This window comes from Taklimakanibacter albus, from assembly GCF_016595235.1.
GTDB classification, from domain to species: domain Bacteria; phylum Pseudomonadota; class Alphaproteobacteria; order Rhizobiales; family Aestuariivirgaceae; genus Taklimakanibacter; species Taklimakanibacter albus.
The window spans coordinates 108674-126544 of sequence record NZ_JAENHL010000003.1 but is presented as its reverse complement, the minus strand read 5'-3'; the positions used below and the strand labels follow the sequence as shown (position 1 = coordinate 126544).

At 63.9% G+C, this 17871-nt stretch carries 16 protein-coding genes; 13 read left to right on the top strand and 3 right to left on the bottom strand.

Going from position 1 to position 17871, the window contains the following annotated elements:
* The first annotated feature begins 4 nt into the window (after positions 1-4).
* The 12 genes from JHL16_RS00640 to JHL16_RS00585 all read left to right on the top strand — a co-directional run bounded on the left by JHL16_RS00640 (position 5) and on the right by JHL16_RS00585 (position 12060).
* Positions 5-463: a MarR family transcriptional regulator gene (locus JHL16_RS00640; RefSeq protein WP_200182974.1), complete on the top strand. Its 459-nt coding sequence runs from the start codon at positions 5-7 to the stop codon at positions 461-463.
* Entirely contained in the window at positions 460-1674 is a 1215-nt protein-coding gene (locus tag JHL16_RS00635) for an adenylate/guanylate cyclase domain-containing protein (protein WP_200182973.1), read from the top strand. The genes JHL16_RS00640 and JHL16_RS00635 overlap by 4 nt, the downstream gene beginning before the upstream one ends.
* A 119-nt stretch (positions 1675-1793) precedes the next feature.
* A complete protein-coding gene (locus JHL16_RS00630; protein WP_200182972.1) occupies positions 1794-2282 on the top strand; it encodes a hypothetical protein in 489 nt (162 codons plus the stop codon).
* A gap of 178 nt (positions 2283-2460) precedes the next feature.
* Positions 2461-3063 carry a hypothetical protein gene (locus JHL16_RS00625; RefSeq protein ID WP_200182971.1) on the top strand — a complete coding sequence of 201 codons (603 nt, stop codon included), beginning with the start codon at positions 2461-2463 and terminating at the stop codon, positions 3061-3063.
* An 86-nt stretch (positions 3064-3149) separates the two neighbouring features.
* Complete coding sequence (locus JHL16_RS00620) at positions 3150-3731, top strand: hypothetical protein (RefSeq protein WP_200182970.1); 582 nt, start codon at positions 3150-3152, stop codon at positions 3729-3731.
* Positions 3728-4351, top strand: a complete 624-nt coding sequence (locus JHL16_RS00615; protein WP_200182969.1) for a hypothetical protein — start codon at positions 3728-3730, stop codon at positions 4349-4351. Before JHL16_RS00620 ends, JHL16_RS00615 begins: the two co-directional genes overlap by 4 nt.
* Before the next feature lie 83 nt (positions 4352-4434).
* Positions 4435-4572, top strand: coding sequence for an LPS translocon maturation chaperone LptM (lptM, locus tag JHL16_RS00610; protein ID WP_200182968.1), 138 nt, complete (start codon positions 4435-4437; stop codon positions 4570-4572).
* 31 nt (positions 4573-4603) lie between these two features.
* Positions 4604-5881, top strand: coding sequence for a diaminopimelate decarboxylase (gene lysA, locus JHL16_RS00605; RefSeq protein ID WP_200182967.1), 1278 nt, complete (start codon positions 4604-4606; stop codon positions 5879-5881).
* Between the two features lie 430 nt (positions 5882-6311).
* Complete coding sequence (locus JHL16_RS00600) at positions 6312-8810, top strand: TIGR02302 family protein (RefSeq protein ID WP_200182966.1); 2499 nt, start codon at positions 6312-6314, stop codon at positions 8808-8810.
* A gap of 429 nt (positions 8811-9239) precedes the next feature.
* Complete coding sequence (locus JHL16_RS00595) at positions 9240-10043, top strand: chorismate mutase (RefSeq protein ID WP_200182965.1); 804 nt, start codon at positions 9240-9242, stop codon at positions 10041-10043.
* Positions 10040-11143: a histidinol-phosphate transaminase gene (gene hisC / locus JHL16_RS00590; RefSeq protein WP_200182964.1), complete on the top strand. Its 1104-nt coding sequence runs from the start codon at positions 10040-10042 to the stop codon at positions 11141-11143. The genes JHL16_RS00595 and hisC overlap by 4 nt, the downstream gene beginning before the upstream one ends.
* Positions 11140-12060, top strand: coding sequence for a prephenate/arogenate dehydrogenase family protein (locus JHL16_RS00585; RefSeq protein ID WP_200182963.1), 921 nt, complete (start codon positions 11140-11142; stop codon positions 12058-12060). Before hisC ends, JHL16_RS00585 begins: the two co-directional genes overlap by 4 nt.
* Positions 12061-12180: 120 nt before the next feature.
* Here JHL16_RS00585 and JHL16_RS00580 read toward each other — a convergent pair whose 3' ends face one another.
* Entirely contained in the window at positions 12181-13131 is a 951-nt protein-coding gene (locus tag JHL16_RS00580; protein WP_200182962.1) for a DUF2125 domain-containing protein, read from the bottom strand.
* A 37-nt stretch (positions 13132-13168) separates the two neighbouring features.
* Between JHL16_RS00580 and JHL16_RS00575 the strand changes: the two genes are divergently transcribed.
* A complete protein-coding gene (locus JHL16_RS00575) occupies positions 13169-13708 on the top strand; it encodes a gamma-glutamylcyclotransferase (RefSeq protein ID WP_200182961.1) in 540 nt (179 codons plus the stop codon).
* A gap of 165 nt (positions 13709-13873) precedes the next feature.
* Here the strand turns inward: JHL16_RS00575 and JHL16_RS00570 are convergent, their stop codons facing one another.
* Both JHL16_RS00570 and JHL16_RS00565 read right to left on the bottom strand, forming a co-directional pair.
* Entirely contained in the window at positions 13874-14290 is a 417-nt protein-coding gene (locus JHL16_RS00570) for a hypothetical protein (protein WP_200182960.1), read from the bottom strand.
* Between the two features lie 45 nt (positions 14291-14335).
* Positions 14336-17776 (bottom strand): LAGLIDADG family homing endonuclease, encoded by a 3441-nt coding sequence (locus JHL16_RS00565; protein WP_200182959.1) that lies wholly within the window; start codon positions 17774-17776, stop codon positions 14336-14338.
* Between the last annotated feature and the right edge of the window lie 95 nt (positions 17777-17871).

The window sequence follows — 17871 nt, the reverse complement described above, 5'->3', positions numbered from 1 at the left end:
GCCAGTGCCCCTTGAGAAGACCGAAGCCGCAAAGCTTTTGACCGAGATCGTGCTGCTGACCTTTCGTCTCGAAGGCGGCTTCCTCGCCGCCGCCGACAAGATCTCAGGCCCGGCCGGCCTCACCGCCGCACGCTGGAAAGTGCTGGGCGCGGTGCTGTATGAGAAACGCAGCGTCGCCGAGATCGGCCGCGTGATGGGCCTCGCCCGCCAGAGCGTGCAACGCCTAGCCGACATTCTGGTCAGCGAGGGCCTCGCCGCCTACGAGGACAACCCGGCGCATAAATCGGCAAAGCTGCTGGCGCCGACAGAGGAAGGTTACGCCCGCATCGCCAGGCTCGCCGACCGCCAGACCGGCTGGGCCAACCGCGCCAGCCAAGGCATCGACGCAGCCGAGCTCGCCGCCACGCGCGACATGCTGGCCCGCCTCATCACCCATGTCGAAGCGACGGATGTGCCCGCATGAAAGACGCCGATCTCGAACGCATCTCGGCCGCCATCATCGCCAAGGGCCTCGCCGGCCAGTCGGAGCTCGAGCTGCTGCATGGCTTCTGCGCCGACTGTACCGCGGCGGGTCTCGATCTCACCATCGCCGCCGCGGTCATCGACACGTTGCATCCGATTCACGAAGGCCGCGCCTTCCACTGGCGCGCCGACGGCAAGGTGGAGAAGGAAATCACCGAATATACACCGACGAGTTATTCGGAGGAGAACTGGCGCCAGAGCGTCTTCTATCATCTGCTGCATCATGGCGGCGACGAGTTGCGCCGCCGCCTCGATGACGAAGGCGCGCGCGATTTCGCCTTTCTCAACCGGCTCGATGAGCAGGGCCAGACCGACTACATCGCATTCCTGCAGCGTTTCGACCGCGAGGGCGCCATCGGCGAGATGGACTGCATCTATACGCACTGGTCGACGGCGAGACCCGATGGCTTCAGCGACGCCGAGCTTGCCGCGCTGCGCCGGCTGGTGCCGTTGCTGGCGCTGGCGCTCAAGACCACGTCGGTTACCCGCGTCGCCGAAACCATCGCCGAGGTCTATCTCGGCCGCGATCCAGGCCGCCGCGTGCTGCAGGGCCGCATCGTGCGCGGCGTCGCCGACCGCATCAATGCGGTGCTGTGGTATTCCGACCTCAAAGACTTCACCACCATCACCGACGCCGCACCGCCCGACGAGGTGATTCCGCTCCTCAACGACTATGCCGAGGCGATCGTCTCCGCCATCCACGACAAGGGCGGCGATGTGCTGAAGCTGATCGGCGACGGTGTGCTGGCGATCTTCGGCGGCGCCGAGCCGGAAGAGACCTGCCGGCGGGCGCTCCTCGCCGAAGCCAAGATGAGGAAGCGCATCGCCGAGCTGAACGACAAGCGTAAAAGCGAAGGCCGCCCGGTGGCGGGCGTCAATCTGGGCCTTCATATCGGCGATGTCTTCTACGGCAATATCGGCTCGGCCACCCGTCTCGATTTCACTGTCGTCGGCCCGGCGGTGAATGAAGTGAGCCGCATCGTAGCTTTGTGCCGCTCGGTCGACCGCGACAATCTCTTTTCATCCGATTTCTTCGCCGCCACACCCGAGCCCGAGCGCTCCCGCCTCGTTTCCGTCGGCCGCTTCGCGCTCAGGGGTGTCAGCCGGGCGCAGTTTCTCTACACGATCGATCCCGAGCTGACGCGAGCGTGAAAACATAAGGGGCGCTCGTATACCATAAAAGCATCTTACGCATTGAATCGGCCGCCCCATTTCGTCCATCATCATAGCAATGCAAGAATGCGCAGCTGCAACATCAAGGATGGACGTCCATGACACGCAACCGACATTTAGTAAGCGTATTTGCCGCGGCTTCGCTGAGCGTGTTCATGGCACATGGCGCGCTCGCCCAGTCGAGCGGAAAAGGAATGCCGACCGACAGCCCACGCGCCTATCTCGCTGTGTCGAACGGTACTTCGGCAACGCTGGGGGAAACGATGAAGCTCAGCCGCACCTCTGCGCATTTTTCCCTCTTGAAAGGAGAAATGAAGCTTAAGTTTTCCGACGTGTGGAAAAGCGGCAGCGATTCAGAGTTCGGCGGCGACGTCTATCAGGTGCTGAACGCCGATGAGTTTTTCTCGCTGAACAAGGGCAAGAATGGCTTTTGTGACAAGCCAGTCAAGTGGGTGACGATCAAGGATTCAAGCGATATCCTTGGCGAAGGGGCTATTCGCGTCGGCATGCTGAGCATCGCCGACTGGCACAAATATGATGCCAATTCACTCGGCGCGTGCAGCGCGGATTCGTTCCAGCTGAAATAGCCTCCCTTTGGCTGACTTTCAGATTGAGAAATTCCACAGGCGTCAGCCGGGCGCAGTTTCTCTACAGGATCGATCTGGGAATTGGTGCGTGGCTGAAACGTTGCCTGGACTATAATCTGCCCGTTCGCTAGCATTGATCCGGCTTGGTACGATCCATCGGGGACAGCGGGTTACAGACATGGCGATTGTTGCGCCAGGCAAGGGCCGGGCGATTATCGAGAATCAGGGGGCGGACTTGCGCATCACCATCCCCGCGAGAACCGAGCTTTTCACAACAGCCTTTCTGGGTGTTTGGCTGATTGCCTGGGCGTTCGGCGAGATATTTGTGCCCTATACCTTTCTGATCGCTTTGTCAGACAAGCCCGTCCCACCATCCGCGAGACTCTTCGCAGCCGTGTGGTTTGCGGGATGGACACTCGGCGGCATGTGGGCGCTCAGCATCTTCTTGTGGAATGTCGCCGGCAAGGAAATTATCGAGCTCACGTCGACGACTCTGAAGTACCGAAAGCAGATTCCGATCTTCAGCCGCAGCAGGGAATATGCGATTGCGAGCATTGCCGGTCTCAGGGCCGCCTCGCGGGCCCAGGCCTTCTGGCCGCTGCCGTTCAACATGAATATGGCACCCCTGAGCTTCCGGGACGGGACAATCGCGTTCGACTACGGCCGCGACACGTATCATCTGGGCTCCGGCCTAGATGAGGCGGATGCGCGATATGTCATCGCGGAGATGTGCAAGCGGGTGAAGTCGCTCTGTCGAGATGCCGGTCAGACTTCGGGATAGAACGAGAGGGTAGGATTTTTGCAACCAGCCTCTTGTTCCGCGCGCGCCAGGGCCCATATGCCTGCGCCGTTGGGGAGGCTGCAGCCATGGCGACTGATGAATCCGGCCGGGGCAAAACCACCGTCGAACGCGACGGCTCGGGACTGCGCATCACGGTTTTCGCGACGATCGAAATAGGCAGCGTTTTGCTCCTCAGCATATGGCTGGCTTTCTGGGCCGTTGGCGAGGTTGCCGGGTTTCGCCACTTGCTCGGCGACAGCGAGAACAAGCTTGGCCTGATCCTCTGGCTGGCTCTATGGACATTGGGGGGCGTCGTGGCGGCCTGTGTCCTCCTGTGGCAACTCACCGGCAAGGAGATCATCGAGCTCAACTCCACGAGATTGCGCCGGCGCAAGCAGATCCTGCTCTTCGGCACCGAGAAGGAGTTTGCCGTTGCCGCCATCTCGAATATGCGCCTCGCCCCGCCGCAGCCGAAGTACATTCGCGGCAAGTATGTGATATCGAGCCCGCTCACCCGGACCGGTGCGATTGCCTTCGACGTCGGACGCGACACGCATCACCTGGGCCAAGGCCTCGATGAGACGGAAGCAAGATTTGTCCTGGAGGAGTTGTGCAAGCAGGTGAAGTCTCTGCGTGCGCAAGATGGTGAAGAAGGAAGATCTTCATGACCATCCCGTCCTATCCGGGCTACGTCGTCGCCGAGAATCGCGACGGCAAATTCCGCCTCACAATTCCGCTTCGTGCCGATCACACGGTTCTGACGGTTCTTGGCATTCTGATCTTCATATGGGCGCTCGGAGAGTTTCAAGTCTACTCGGCGCTGACGACCGGACGCGTTCCGCCGGGTGCGAAGAGCATGCTCTTCGGGGTGGAAAGCCGGGACTCCGCGAATCCCTATTTCATGGCTTGTGCGCTGGCGCTCTGGACTGTGGTGGGCGCGATCCTGATTGGCGTCTTCCTGTGTGCCGCGACCTTGAAAGAAATCATCGAGCTCGACGCGGTGCGTCTGAAACGGCGCAAGCTTCTCCTGGGCATGGGTCCCAGCCGGGAATACAAGGTGGCGGATATCAGCGACCTCCGGCCGGCACCCTACATCCCGCCGGCATCGCCCCGTCACCCCTATCCTGTCTATTTTCCCTTGAGCTTCAGATACGGCGGAATCTGTTTCGACTGCGGCCGCGACACGCATTTCCTCGGCTCCGGCCTGGATGAAGGCGAAAGCCGATATGTCATCGAGGAGATGTGCAAGCGGGTGAAGTCGCTATGCGCGCAGGACAGTATCGACTGAGCGTCATCTCGGCCACTGCTGGTGTCCGGGCGGGCGCCTTACCCCCTTCCCCCGCTCCCCACCTTGGTCTAATCCTTCCCGCCATGACCATTCGCGCCCTTCTTGTCAGCCTTCTTCTCGCCGGCCTTCTGGCCGCCTGCGGCGTCAAAGGCCCGCCTGAGCCGCCGGAAGGGGCCAAGAAAGAGAACAAGCCCATCGTTCTCGATCCCCTGATCCAGTAATCCCCCTCCCGCCAGTCCGGTCCGGCCGCCCATGCACCATTTCGCTTATAAAGACGGCCATCTCCATGCCGAGGAGGTCAGCCTCAAGGTCATCGCCGACGAGGTGGGCACGCCTTTCTATTGTTATTCGACCGCGACGCTGGAGCGCCACTACCGCGTCTATGACGAGGCCTTCGCGGGCCAGGATCACGCCATCTGCTATTCGATGAAGGCCAATTCCAATCAGGCGGTACTGAAGACCCTGGTCGATCTGGGCTCCGGCATCGATGTCGTCTCGGAAGGCGAGTTGCGCCGGGCGCTGGCCTTGGGCGTGCCGGGACGCAAGATCGTGTTTTCCGGCGTCGGCAAGACCGCGCGCGAGATGGCGCTGGCGTTGAAAGAGCGCATCGCCTGCTTCAATGTCGAATCCGAGCCCGAGCTCGAATTGCTGGCGAGCGTCGCCACCCGCCTCGGCACCCGCGCCAATGTCTCCTTGCGCGTCAATCCCGATGTCGACGCCAAGACGCATGCCAAGATCACCACCGGCAAGGCCGAGAACAAATTCGGCATCGCCTTCGCCGACGCCAAGCGCGTCTATGCCAAGGCGCGCAAGCTGGACGGCATCGAGGTGTCGGGCATCGACACCCATATCGGCAGCCAGATCACCGAGCTGGCCCCCTTCGAGCAGGCTTTCAAGCGCATCGCGCAATTGACCGCCGAGCTGAAGAATGAAGGCCATGACATCCGCCATATCGATCTGGGCGGCGGCCTGGGCGTGCCCTATCGCGGCACCAATGACGTGCCGCCGCATCCGGACGAATATGCCGCGATGGTGAAACGCACGCTGGGTCACCTGGGCTGCAAGCTGGTGCTCGAGCCCGGGCGCATGATCGCCGGCAATGCCGGCATCCTCGTCTCGCGCGTCATCTATGTGAAGCAGGGCACCGCCAAGAACTTCGTCATTCAGGACGCGGCGATGAACGACCTCATCCGCCCGACGCTCTATGACGCCTATCACGAGATCATTCCGCTGGACGAGCCGGGCGGCAAACCGGAGCTCATCACCGATGTGGTGGGGCCGGTCTGCGAGACGGGCGATTATTTCGCCCTCGACCGCAAATTGCCGGAAATGGCGCAGGGCGATCTCCTGGCGGTGATGACCGCCGGCGCCTATGGCGCGGCCCAGTCCGGGACCTATAATTCCCGCCCGCTGATCGCCGAGGTGCTGGTCAAGGGCTCGAAATTCGCCATCGTCCGGCCGCGCCAGACCTATGAGGAGCTGATCGGCCTCGATCACCTGGCCCAATGGCAGGAAAAGAGCCGGGGATAACGTCATCCCGGCGAAAGCCTGGATCCACTAGACAGGCGCCCAGCGGGCAATGCTGCTCGCGCGGAAGGGCTTTAATGGGCCCCGACTTTCGTCGGGGTGACAAAGGGTTTTCTGGTCGGCCTCGACTATTTCGCCGAATGGCAGGAAATGCGCCGAAGATACCCATCACCGTCATCCCGGCGAAAGCCGGGACCCATTGGATAGGCGCCAGCGGGCGGCGCTGCTCGCGTGGAGAGGCTTTTATGGGCCCCGACTTTCGTCGGGGTGACGGAATGTTTTCTGATCGGACTCGCCTCAGGAAGCCGTGGAACCCTCTTCACATCTGCGCGATTTGGCCCCGAGGGACCAGAAAACAGGTGTCCTTTCGCCTTTACCCTTCCAACATGGATGAGCGTTATTTCGCCGTTTTATGGTAGGATCATCGGGAGCGATGTCACCTCAACTGCAAAGAACGGTTTGGCGCGCCAGGCTGGCGCTATTCTGGGAACGCCTGTGGGCGGCCTCCTTTCCCTTGGTCATGCTCGCGGCCGTCTTCGCCGTGGCGGTGCTGACCGGGCTTCTGGCGCTGCTCCCCGACTATGTCCGCTATGCCGCGCTGGCGGCCTTCGTGGCGACTTTCCTGTGGACATTGCGGCCGATCTTCCGCCTGGTTTTCCCGGCCCGCGCCGAGGCGCTGCGCCGTGTCGAGGCGGCGTCCGCCCTCGACCACCGGCCGATCTCGGCCTCGGAAGACAAACCCGCCAATCCGGGCAGCGCCGCTTCCGCCATCTGGGAAGTGCATGTCGCGCGCCAGCTCGCCAAGCTCACGCATCTCAAGGCCGGCACGCCGCGCTCCGACCTCAAATGGCGCGACCCCTATGCGCTGCGCCTGGTGGCGCTGCTCGGCGTCATCGCCGCCCTCTTCCTTTATCGCGGCGACCCGGTGTCGAATTTCGCCGATGCGGTGCGCGTCACCTCAGCCCCCGCGCAGACGGCGCTGTCGCTCGATGCCTGGGTGCGGCCGCCCGGTTATACCGCCAAGCCCCCTATGCTGCTGACCAGCGCGGCGCTGAAGGAGCGCCTGGCGCGCGAAAGCGATCTCCTGGTGCCGGAAGCGAGCCTTCTGGTCCTGCGCGTCGCGGGTGCGGAAGAACCGCGGCTCACCTTCCATGACCTGATCGGCGGCGAAGAGATTTCCGGCCTGGCACCCAAGATCACCACGGATGGCGGCACCTTCACCGCCGAAACGCGCCTCGACCGGCCGGCCGAGATCCGCGTCTTCGACGGATCGAGCGAGCTCGCCCGCTGGCGCCTGTCGGTCATTCCCGACGAGCCGCCCAAGATCGCCTTCACCGGCGATCAGGCCTCCGATTCGGCCGGCGCCCTGTCGCTCTCCTGGAAAGGCAGCGACGATTATGGCCTGGCGGCGGTCACGGCGAAGATGGTGCTTTCCGACGACCAGGCCGACGGGCCGGGCTTCGCCAGCAATGGCGTTTTCCTCTATGACGCGCCGGCTTTCCCGATCACGCTGAAGCGCGCCTCGCCGCGCGAGGTCGAGGAGACGAGCACCAACGATCTCACCGCCCATCCCTGGGCCGGACTCAATGTCGATGTGACGCTCGAGGCCAAGGACCAGGCCGGCAAGACCGCCAAAACCGAGACCAGGACGGTGACGCTGCCCGAGCGGCCCTTCATCATGCCGCTCGCCAAGGCGCTGATCGAGCAGAGGAAGGCGCTGATCCACGAGCCGGACGACACGCGCAATGTCGATCTGATGCTGAAGAGCCTGCTGCTTTATCCGGAAGGGCTGGTCGGCAAGAGCGGCATTCATATCGCCATCGCCGCCCTCCAGTCGCATATCGCCAACGCCCGGAACCAGGACGACATCAAGCAGTCGGTCGACGAATTGTGGAAGCTCGCCGTCGCCATCGAGGAAGGCGATCTCGCCGATGCCAAGGCCGAGCTCGACGCGATCCGCAAAGAGCTGCAGAAGGCGCTGGCCGAAGGCGCTTCTCCAGAGCGCATCGCCGAGCTCATGGACAAATTGCGCGACGCGATGAACAAATATTTGCAGTCGATGGCCGAAGAGACCATGCGGCGCATGCAGCAGAACGGCATGAAGCCGCAGCCCGTCGATCCGAGCCGGATGCTGAGCCAGCAGGATCTGCAGAAGATGCTGGACACGATCCAGAAGCTCGCCGAGAGCGGCGCCAATGAAGCGGCGCAGGAAATGCTGTCGCAGCTCGAAAGCTTGCTGCGCAACCTGCAGCCCGGCATGTCGGCCGAGATGCAGCCGCAGGGCGAGTCGCCGATGTCGGAGATGCTGGGCGATCTGTCCGAATTGATGCGCCGCCAGCAGCAGCTGATGGACGAGACGATGCGCCTGCCGGGCGATCCCAATGGCGAGCAGCAGGAAGGCGATCAGCAGAATGGCGAGCCGCAGCAGGGCCAGGGCAGCCCGGAGGGCCAGTCGCTCTCCGAGAAGCAGGACGCCTTGCGTGGCATGCTGGAAGACCTGATGGGCCGCCTGGGCCAGCAGGGCATGTCGCCGCCGCAGTCTTTCGGCCAGGCCGGCAAGTCGATGCAAGGTGCCACCGGCTCGCTCAAGCAGGGCCGCCGCGATCCGGCCCTGGGCCAGCAGGGCGACGCGCTCAACGCCTTGCGCGAGGGCGCCCAGTCGATGGCGCGCCAGATGATGCAGCAGGGCCAGGGCAATACCGGCAATTACGGCCGCCATGGCCAGGCGCGCGGCGACGACCGCGACCCGCTCGGCCGGCCACGCTCGACTAGGGGCGAGGAATATGGCCCCGATCGCAACATGCTGCCGGGCGAGGCGGCGATCCGCCGGGCCCGCGAGATCCTCGACATGCTGCGTGAGCGCGCCAACAAGCCCGACCTGCCGCGCATCGACAAGGATTATATCGAGCGCCTGCTGCGCGGGCTGTATTGAGAATACCCTCGCCCCGCGAAGCGGGAAGAGGGTAGGGGCCCGCCGCCAGAGCGGCGGGAAGGGTGAGGGGCCTCCCTGTGAGTTTGCCCGGCTTTTTCCGCCCATCTTTTCCTGAAACTATTCACCGGGTGCCCCTCACCCTCCCATTGCTGCGCAATGGGTCCCTCCCTCTCCCCGCTCACGCGGGGCGAGGTTTTTCTTGCTGCGCTTTTTTGTGATCACTCCTCCCTCCCCCTTGCGGGGAGGGTACGCCCGAAGGGCGGGGGTGGGGGTCGGGTGGTCCCTCCAGACACGCAGCAATACACTTCAGGCACCACCAGACCCCCACCCCTGGCCCCTCCCCACAAGGGGGAGGGGAAATTGCGGGGCGAGGGTTAGCTCCCTACCCCTTTGCTTTTGCGGGGCCGGCTCCTTATGAATAGCGCCCGCATGCAGACGCCCGTTAGCCCGCCCCAGGAAAGCCTTGCCGATATTCGCCGCGAGATCGACCGCATCGATGACGGCATATTGGAGCTCATCGCCAAACGCCTCGACGTGGTGGAGCGGGTCAGGGCCTATAAAGCCGGCACCGGCAGCCTCGGCACGTCACCCATCCGGCCGGGCCGCGAGGCGCAGATCCTGCGCCGGCTGATCGATCAGGCAGGCGACCGGGTGCCGGCTGATCTGTGCTTCCGCATCTGGCGGGCGCTGATCGCCACGGCGAGCCTGAAGCAGGCGGCGATCCGTATTCACGGTAGTGCCGGCTTCTTCGCTTCCCCCGCGTCTCAGGCGCTTTTGCGCGAATATTTCGGCCCTACCGCGCTGGCCGAGCATCCGAGCGAGGCAGCGGCCCTGAAGACGGTCGCCGCCCATCCGGGCGATCTCGCCGCCGTGGCGCTCGACGGGCCGTGGGCCACGGCCTGGCTCGAAGGCCATGCCGGCGAGGCGCAGGTCATCGGCGTGCTGCCTTTCATCGGCGCGGCATCTCCTCGCCCCGAGCTTCTGATCTTTGGCCATGCCGAGCCCGAGCAGACGGGAACAGACGAGACGCTGGTGCTGACCGACGGACAATTGCCGCGCGATTTCGCGCTGCAGCCGCTGTGGCAGGCGAAGACGGGGTCGCTGCAGCTCTCGAGCCTGCCGGGTTTCCTGTCCGAAGGCGCCGCGCCGCTGGTCGGGCTCACTCGTTCGAACGGCTCACTTGCGCTCTCCGTGCTGGGACGCTACCCGAGCCCCATCGAGGTGAGATCATGACATCCGCTACTGCTGCCGCCCGGCCGATGCCGAAGCCGGGCATTCTGGATATTGCGCCCTATGTGCCGGGCAAGGCCGGGGCCAAGGGCCAGAAGGTCTACAAGCTTTCCGCCAATGAGACGCCGCTCGGCGCCAGCCCCAAGGCGATCGACGCCTATCGCCAGGCGGCCAACGCGCTCGAATTCTATCCCGACGGCTCCGCCAACGAGCTGCGCGAGGCGATCGCCAGCCGTTATGGGCTGAAGGCCGACAATATCGTCTGCGGCGCCGGCTCCGACGAATTGCTGCAGCTTCTGGCGCATGCCTATCTGGGCCCCGGCGATGAGGCGGTCTATTCGCAATATGGCTTCCTCGTCTATCCGATCGCCATTGCGGCGAACGGCGCCAAGGCAGTGGTGGCGAAGGAAAGCGACCACCACACCGATGTCGATGCCATGCTTGAGTGCGTCACACCCAAGACGCGCATGGTGTTCCTCGCCAATCCGAACAACCCGACCGGCACCTATATTCCGGTCGCCGAGGTGAAGCGCCTGCATGCCGGCCTGCCGAAGGACTGCCTGCTGGTGCTCGACGCGGCCTATGCCGAATATGTGCGGCGCAATGATTATGAATCGGGCATCGAGCTCGTCGCCACCAACGACAATGTGGTGATGACGCGCACCTTCTCGAAGATCTACGGCCTGGCGTCACTGCGTCTCGGCTGGATCTATTGCCCGTCCCATATCGCCGATGTGCTGAACCGCATCCGCGGGCCCTTCAATGTCGGCGCACCCGCACTCGCCGCCGGCGCCGCGGCGATCGCCGACAAGGCGCATGTCGAGAAGGCCGTCGCCCATAATGACCAGTGGCTCGCCTGGCTCACCGCCGAACTCGAGAAGCTTGGGCTCAAAGTGACGCCGAGCGTCGGCAATTTCCTGCTGGTGCATTTCCCGACCGCAGCGAAACACAATGCCGCCGCGGCCGATGCCTTCCTCACTCAGCGCGGCATCATCCTGCGCCGCATGGACGGTTATGGCCTGCCGACGACCTTGCGCTTGACCGTCGGCTCCGAGGAAGCCAATCACGCCGTCATCGCCACCTTGCGCGAGTTCCTGAAGTGACCGGCGTCATCTATGAGCGCGTGGCGCTGATCGGCCTCGGCCTCATCGGCTCGTCGCTCGCACATGTGATGCGCCAGCAGAAACTGGCGAACCGCATCACCGGTTATGCCCGTAGCGCCGAGACGCGCGCCACGGCGAAGCGCATCGGCCTCGTCGACGAAATTCATGAGAGCGCCAAGGCGGCGGTGAAGGATGCCGATCTCATCATCCTGTGCACGCCGGTCGGCGCCTATGGCAAGTTGGCGGAAGAGATCGGCCCGCATCTGAAAGCCGGCGCCACCGTCACCGATGTCGGCTCGGTCAAGAGCGCGGTGGTGCGCGATGTCGGCCCCTTCATGCCGGCCAATGTTCATTTCATTCCGGGCCATCCGGTGGCGGGCACCGAGCAGTCGGGACCTGAATCGGGTTTCGCCGAGCTCTTTCTCAACCGCTGGAGCATTCTGACGCCGTTGCCCGACAGCGACAAGGCTGCGGTGGCGAAGCTCGAGGCATTCTGGCGCGGCTGCGGCGCCAATGTCGAGACGATGACGCCGGAGCATCACGACATGGTGCTCGCCATCACGAGCCATCTACCGCATTTGATCGCCTACAACATCGTCGCCACCGCCGCCGATATCGAGGACGTCACCAATTCGGAAGTGATCAAATTCTCGGCCGGCGGTTTCCGCGACTTCACCCGCATCGCCGCCTCCGACCCGACCATGTGGCGCGATGTCTTCCTCAACAACAAGGAAGCGGTGCTCGAGACCTTGGGCCGCTTCTCCGAGGATCTTGCTTTGCTGCAGCGCGCCATCCGCTGGGGCGACGGCGACACCTTGTTCAACCTGTTCACCCGCTCACGCGAAGTCCGCCGCAGCATCATCGCCGCCGGCCAAGAAACCGCCGCCCCCGATTTCGGCCGTCGCCCGAAGGAGTGAAACCTCCATACCCGTCATCCCGACGAAAGTCGGGATCCACTAAACTCGTGCAATGCCGGCGGTACCACCCGTCTGTGCCTATTGAATGGCTCCCGGCTTTCGCCGGGATGACGATAAAGGTCACAGCACCGGCGGCAACTCGGTGAGCTTCACCGGTCCCCAATAGAGCTTGCCGTCCTTGGCGATGAGGTCGAGCGTCACGTCGGTGGTTTTGCCGGGCTGCAGGAGGCCGATCATCGTCGTGAAGGTCTGCGCGTCTTTTTCCGACAGGCCGAAATTCTGCTTGAGCTCGTCCATCAGGAGATCGAGGCGGTTGGTGGTGGTTTTGAGGTTCCCGTCGATCTGGCCTTGCGCGGTGATGCCGATCTCGCCGGTGGCCTTGAGAGTGAGATCGCCCTTCTTGAGTGCCACCTCGACGACGCCGACCTTCTCGCCGCTGCGCGCCAGATAGGCGAGGAGATCCTGGCCGAGCGCCGCGCGCGGCAGATTGGCGTTGAGCAGCGCCTGATCCACTTTCAGGAGCGTGCCAGGACCGAGCAGCGCTTCCGCCGCAGTGGCGTCGAGCGCGACATCGATGCGGGGGGTGCCGGTGTCGCGGGCGCTGAGCAGAAGGCGGTCGGCGCGGCCATAGGGCGGCGCCTGGACTTTCGGCAGTTCGAGCGAGGCGAGCCAGTCGCGTTCGCCCGAATAGCGCGCACTCGCCATGGCGCGGTCATGGGTGATGGTGAGGCCGGAGCTGGTGACGACCGGACCGTCGAGGAGCGCCACCGCACGGTTCGGCATATAGGCCTGGACGACGAGCAGCAGGCGCTGGGCTTCCGCCTCTTCGCCAGGCGTGGTGAGCTTCGGCGCCACGCAATCGCGCTCGAAGCGGAAGGGAAAGCCGCCCCAGTCGACCGCCTTGCAGTCGAGCGTCACGCCTTGGCGCGAGAGCTTGGCGAGCTCGGCCTCGAAGGTCTCGCGCGCGAAGCTCGAGGCGACGTACCAATAGGCGCACCAGCCGGCGGCGAGGAGGACGACGGCGGCGAAGGTCAGGATGAAAGGCCAGGGGCGTTTCGGCTTGTCGGCCATTGCGTGTTCCGCTCGCTTCACTGTAGATCGGGGCTCAATGCACGAAAATTGGGTCTTCGGCTACGGGTCTTTGATGTGGAATCCGGGCTTCCGCTTCATCGAGCGGCAGCGCGCGGTGATCCACGGCTATCACCGCAGCCTGTGCATGTTGTCGCATATGTATCGCGGCACGCCGGACCGTCCCGGCCTGGTGCTGGGGCTCGATATCGGCGGTGCCTGCCACGGCATCGCCTTCCGGGTGGCGGATGAGGATTGGGCGGATGCGTCGGCCTATCTGCGCGCCCGCGAGCAGGTGACGAACATGTATCACGAGGTGGTCAAGCCGGTTCGCCTCGTCGGTAAAGAGGCGGAGAAAGTGCCGGCGCTGACCTATGCGGTGGACCGTACCCATCGGCAATATGCCGGGCGCCTGAGCTTCGAGGACCAGCTTCATCATGTGCGCCAGGGCCATGGCCAGTCCGGCTCCTGTACCGATTATGTGCTGAACACCGTGCAGCATCTGCGCGAGGCCGGCATTCGCGATCAGCCACTGGAGAGGCTGGCCCAGGCGCTGCTGAAGATGCCCGCAAAAATTTAAGAGGGCGGAATGAGTACATTCCACCCTCTTGGTTACGCTGGACTCAACTGACGCATCCCTGTGACACGGGTCTTCTTGCGAGACCCGGTGTCGGCTTACTTGTTCCGGCCCATATCTTGGAGCAAATCCTTATCGCCAAAGTCTGCAACTTTGGCGGGATTTGCTCTAAGCCGCGAGCTTGACCGGCTCGTTGACGGGCTTGGCGGTACCATCCTTGAGCGCCGCCTTGAGATCGGCGGCGATGGCCCGCGCCTCCTCGTCGGTACGGCCCAGAAGATGGACGTGGATTTCATTGGCGCCGAGATCGCGCCAATGGGCGGCGTCCCCGGTCGCAAGGTTGATGTCCCACAGGCCGGCGAAACGCCCGGCGCCCAGCACGGTGCGCAAGGTGCCGAAGCGACGCACCGCCAGGAAGACAGCGCCCGGAAGCGGCGGGCATTTGTCCGGCGAATAGACCGAGTGGATGTAGCGGCGGCCAGAAGCACCGTGCCAGTACCAGAAGGCCGGCTCGGATTCGGTGCCGCCCGAGAACGGGATTTGCAGGGGTGTTCCATGAATCAACATGGAACGAATATAGAACAAGCTGTTCTCCCTGTCAATCCCGCTTCTGATTACGGACCATGCGGATCAGCTGCATTTCGAATAGGCGCAGCTGAGGCAGGTCGAGCAGCCTTCCTGGAAGACGAGCGTCGCCTCGCCGCAGCGGGGGCACTGGGCGCCGCGCTGCTGGTCGTTGACGGCGAGCGCCAGGCCCGGCTTGGCGTCGGGCTTGAGGAAGCCGGTATCGATCATATGCCGCTCGATGACGCCGCCGATGGCGGCGAGCAGGCTCGGCACATAACGGCCGTCCATCCACTGGCCGCCGCGCGGGTCGAATACCGCTTTCAGCTCCTCGACCACGAAGGAGACGTCGCCGCCGCGCCGGAACACCGCCGAGATCATGCGGGTGAGCGCCACCGTCCAGGCGAAATGCTCCATGTTCTTCGAGTTGATGAAGATCTCGAAGGGCCGCCGCCTTCCGTCCTGCAGGATGTCGTTGATGGTGATGTAGATGGCGTGGTCGGAATCGGCCCATTTGAGCTTGTAGGTGAAGCCCGGCAGCACCTCGTGGCGCGCCAGCGGCTGCTTCATGTAGATGACTTCGCCGGGCTCGGCATGGAGGAACGGATCGCGCACCGCCTCGAGCGGCAGCGCTGCCTGCACCGGCTCGGATTTTGCGGGCTCGCTGACCGACAGCACCGAGCCCGTCACGTCATTGGGCCTGAAGGTGGTGCAGCCTTTGAGACCCTGGTCATAGGCTTCGAGATAGACCGCCTTGAAATCCTCGAAGGGGAGATCGGGCGGGCAGTTGATCGTCTTCGAGATCGATGAATCGATATGCGGCTGGATCGCCGCCTGCATCACCAGATGCTCATGCGGGGTGAGGTCGTTGGCGGTGACGAAGCTTGGCGGCAGCGCCGCGTCCTCTCCCTTCAGCCCGCGCCAGACCCGCGCCGCGTAATCCTCGACCTTCTGGGTGATGCGCTCGCCATTGGGCTGCAGGACTTTGCGGTCATAGGCGACGCTGAAGATCGGCTCGATGCCGCTCGACACATTGCCGGCGAACAGCGAGATGGTGCCGGTGGGCGCGATCGAGGTGAGGAGCGCATTGCGGATGCCGGATTTGGCGATCGCCGCCTTGATGTCGGCTTCGAGCCCCTTCACATGGCCGCCGGCGAGATAGGCGTCCGCGTCATAGAGCGGGAAGGCGCCCTTCTCCGCCGCGATCGCCGCGCTGGCGAGATAAGAAAGGCGTTCGATGCGCGCCATCCAGTCCTTCGCCGCGGCAGCCGCTTCGGGCGTGCCGTAGCGCAGCCCGCACATCGTGAGCGCATCGGCAAGCCCGGTAATGCCGAGCCCGATACGCCGCTTCGCCAGAGCCTCGCGGCGCTGCTCGGGCAAAGGATAGTTGGAGACGTCGACGACATTGTCCATGAAGCGCACCGCGAGCGGCACGAGGCGGGCGAGCTCGGCTTCATCGATGCGCGCTTGCTCCGTAAACGGATCAATTATCAATGCCGCCAGATTGATCGAGCCGAGCAGGCACGCGCCATAGGGCGGAAGCGGCTGCTCACCGCAATTATGCGCCCACAAGCCATTGGCGTCGAAAGCATTGAGGCCGGGAATGGCGGCATCGAAGACCTCCGCTTCGCCATCGGGCGTAACACTGGCGACCGTCGCGACGAAACGCTCGCCATTGAGCGCGCGTTTGTAGCCTTGCAGGAGCTGATCCAGCCGCGAATGCTTGTCGTGATCGGAAAAACCGATGCGCTCGGCATAGACGGCGATATTGTCGCCGGAGATGATCAGCTCATGCTGGGCGCGCGTGGCATATTCCTTCGCGCCGCCCTTGCCGTCCGGCAGAAGCCGCAGCTGCGCGGAGCGGCGCTCACGGTAGAGCGTGCTGACGATGCCGAGGCGGGCCAGCATACGCTGCGCGGCAATGAGCCGGTCGGTATCACTTTGCGCCAGCCTGATGCTGACGCCTTTGGTCTGGCTGCCCTGGATGCTGCCATCGGTATCGAAGAGGCCGCGCAGGAAACCCTGATGGAAAGCCGACGACCGCCGCTCCATCGCCGGCGTGACGGCCTTGTTGCGCGGCGCCATGCCATGGGCATGAGCGAGCTTCTTGAGGGCGCCCGTCGCCAGCCGGAATTCACCGCGGCCGTCGACCGCTGTCCAGCCGATGAAGTCGGCGCGATGCGGCAATTGTCGCGCGGCGTCGAGCGCCACCGTCATGATGCCTTCGACACCCGGCCGTTCGAAGCCGCCGCCGACCGCCTGCTTTCCCGGCCACACCGAAAGGACCGCTTTGTCTTCCTTGAGCACGCCGTCGCCGATGAGAAGCCCGAGCAGATAACCTTCCGCCTCATCGCGCCGGACCTCGGCGGGATTTCCCCATGCCGGAGCACACCGATGATTATGGAGCAGCACCTCATCACCGGGTGCCAGCGACGCAGTCTCGGCCCAGCTCCAATCGAGCGGCCGGCGGCGGGCGACCTTGCGGATGAGATGATCGGCGGTGAGGCGCAAGGCAAATCCTTCGCGCGTCTCGAGCTTCACGACGGGTTTCGATCCGCGCGAGAAGAAGCCACGCTCGTCGCTCGGCCACGATTCTCCATCGGCAATCGCCGTGAATTGCTGGCCCCGCAGATCGGCGATCTGGCGCGGCCCTTCAATGGTCGAAATCCAGCTGTCGGCGGTGAGGCAGGGATTGGTCGCCTGGATCGTCTCGCAGTAAGAAAGGTTGTTGAGCGTGTTGATGCGGTCGATGAAGATCACGCCGGGCTCGGCATAATCATAGGTCGAGCGCATGATGCGGTCCCAGAGTGCTCGGGCGCGCAGCGTCCGGTAGGTCTGGCCGGCGAAGACGAGCGGCCAGTCGGCATCGGCCTTCACCGCCTGCATGAAGTCGTCGGTGACGAGGACCGAGAGATTGAACATGCGCAGGCGCTTGGCATCGGCCTTGGCGGCGATGAAGTCCTCGATGTCGGGATGATCGCAGCGCAAGGTACCCATCATGGCGCCGCGGCGCGAGCCGGCCGACATGATGGTGCGGCACATCGCATCCCACACATCCATGAAGCTCAACGGGCCGGACGCATCGGCGCCGACACCTTTGACCGCCGCGCCCTTGGGCCGGATGGTCGAGAAATCCATGCCGACGCCGCCGCCCTGCTGCATGGTCAGCGCCGCTTCCTTCAGCGCGTCGAAGATGCCGGCGAGCGAATCCTCGATCCTGCCCATGACGAAGCAGTTGAACAGCGTGACGGTGCGCGCCGTGCCGGCACCCGACAGGATGCGCCCGGCGGGCAGGAAACGGTAATCCTGAAGGAGGCCTTCGAACTCCCGGGCCCACTTGGCACGCTCGGCCGGCTTCTCGGCTTGCGCCACCGCCTTGGCCACGCGCTGCCAGCTCGCCTCCACCGTCTGATCGACGGGAGAACCGTCCGGCCGCTTGAAGCGGTATTTCATGTCCCAGATCTCAGCCGAGATCGGATCGAGAAAATGAGGCTCGCTGGCGGACATGGTGTACTCGCTGAACTGACAGGATACCCATTATATAGTATTGTTCTCTTTTCGTACATACGGCTCTTGGTGGCCGTTCTGGAGAAGCTTAACGC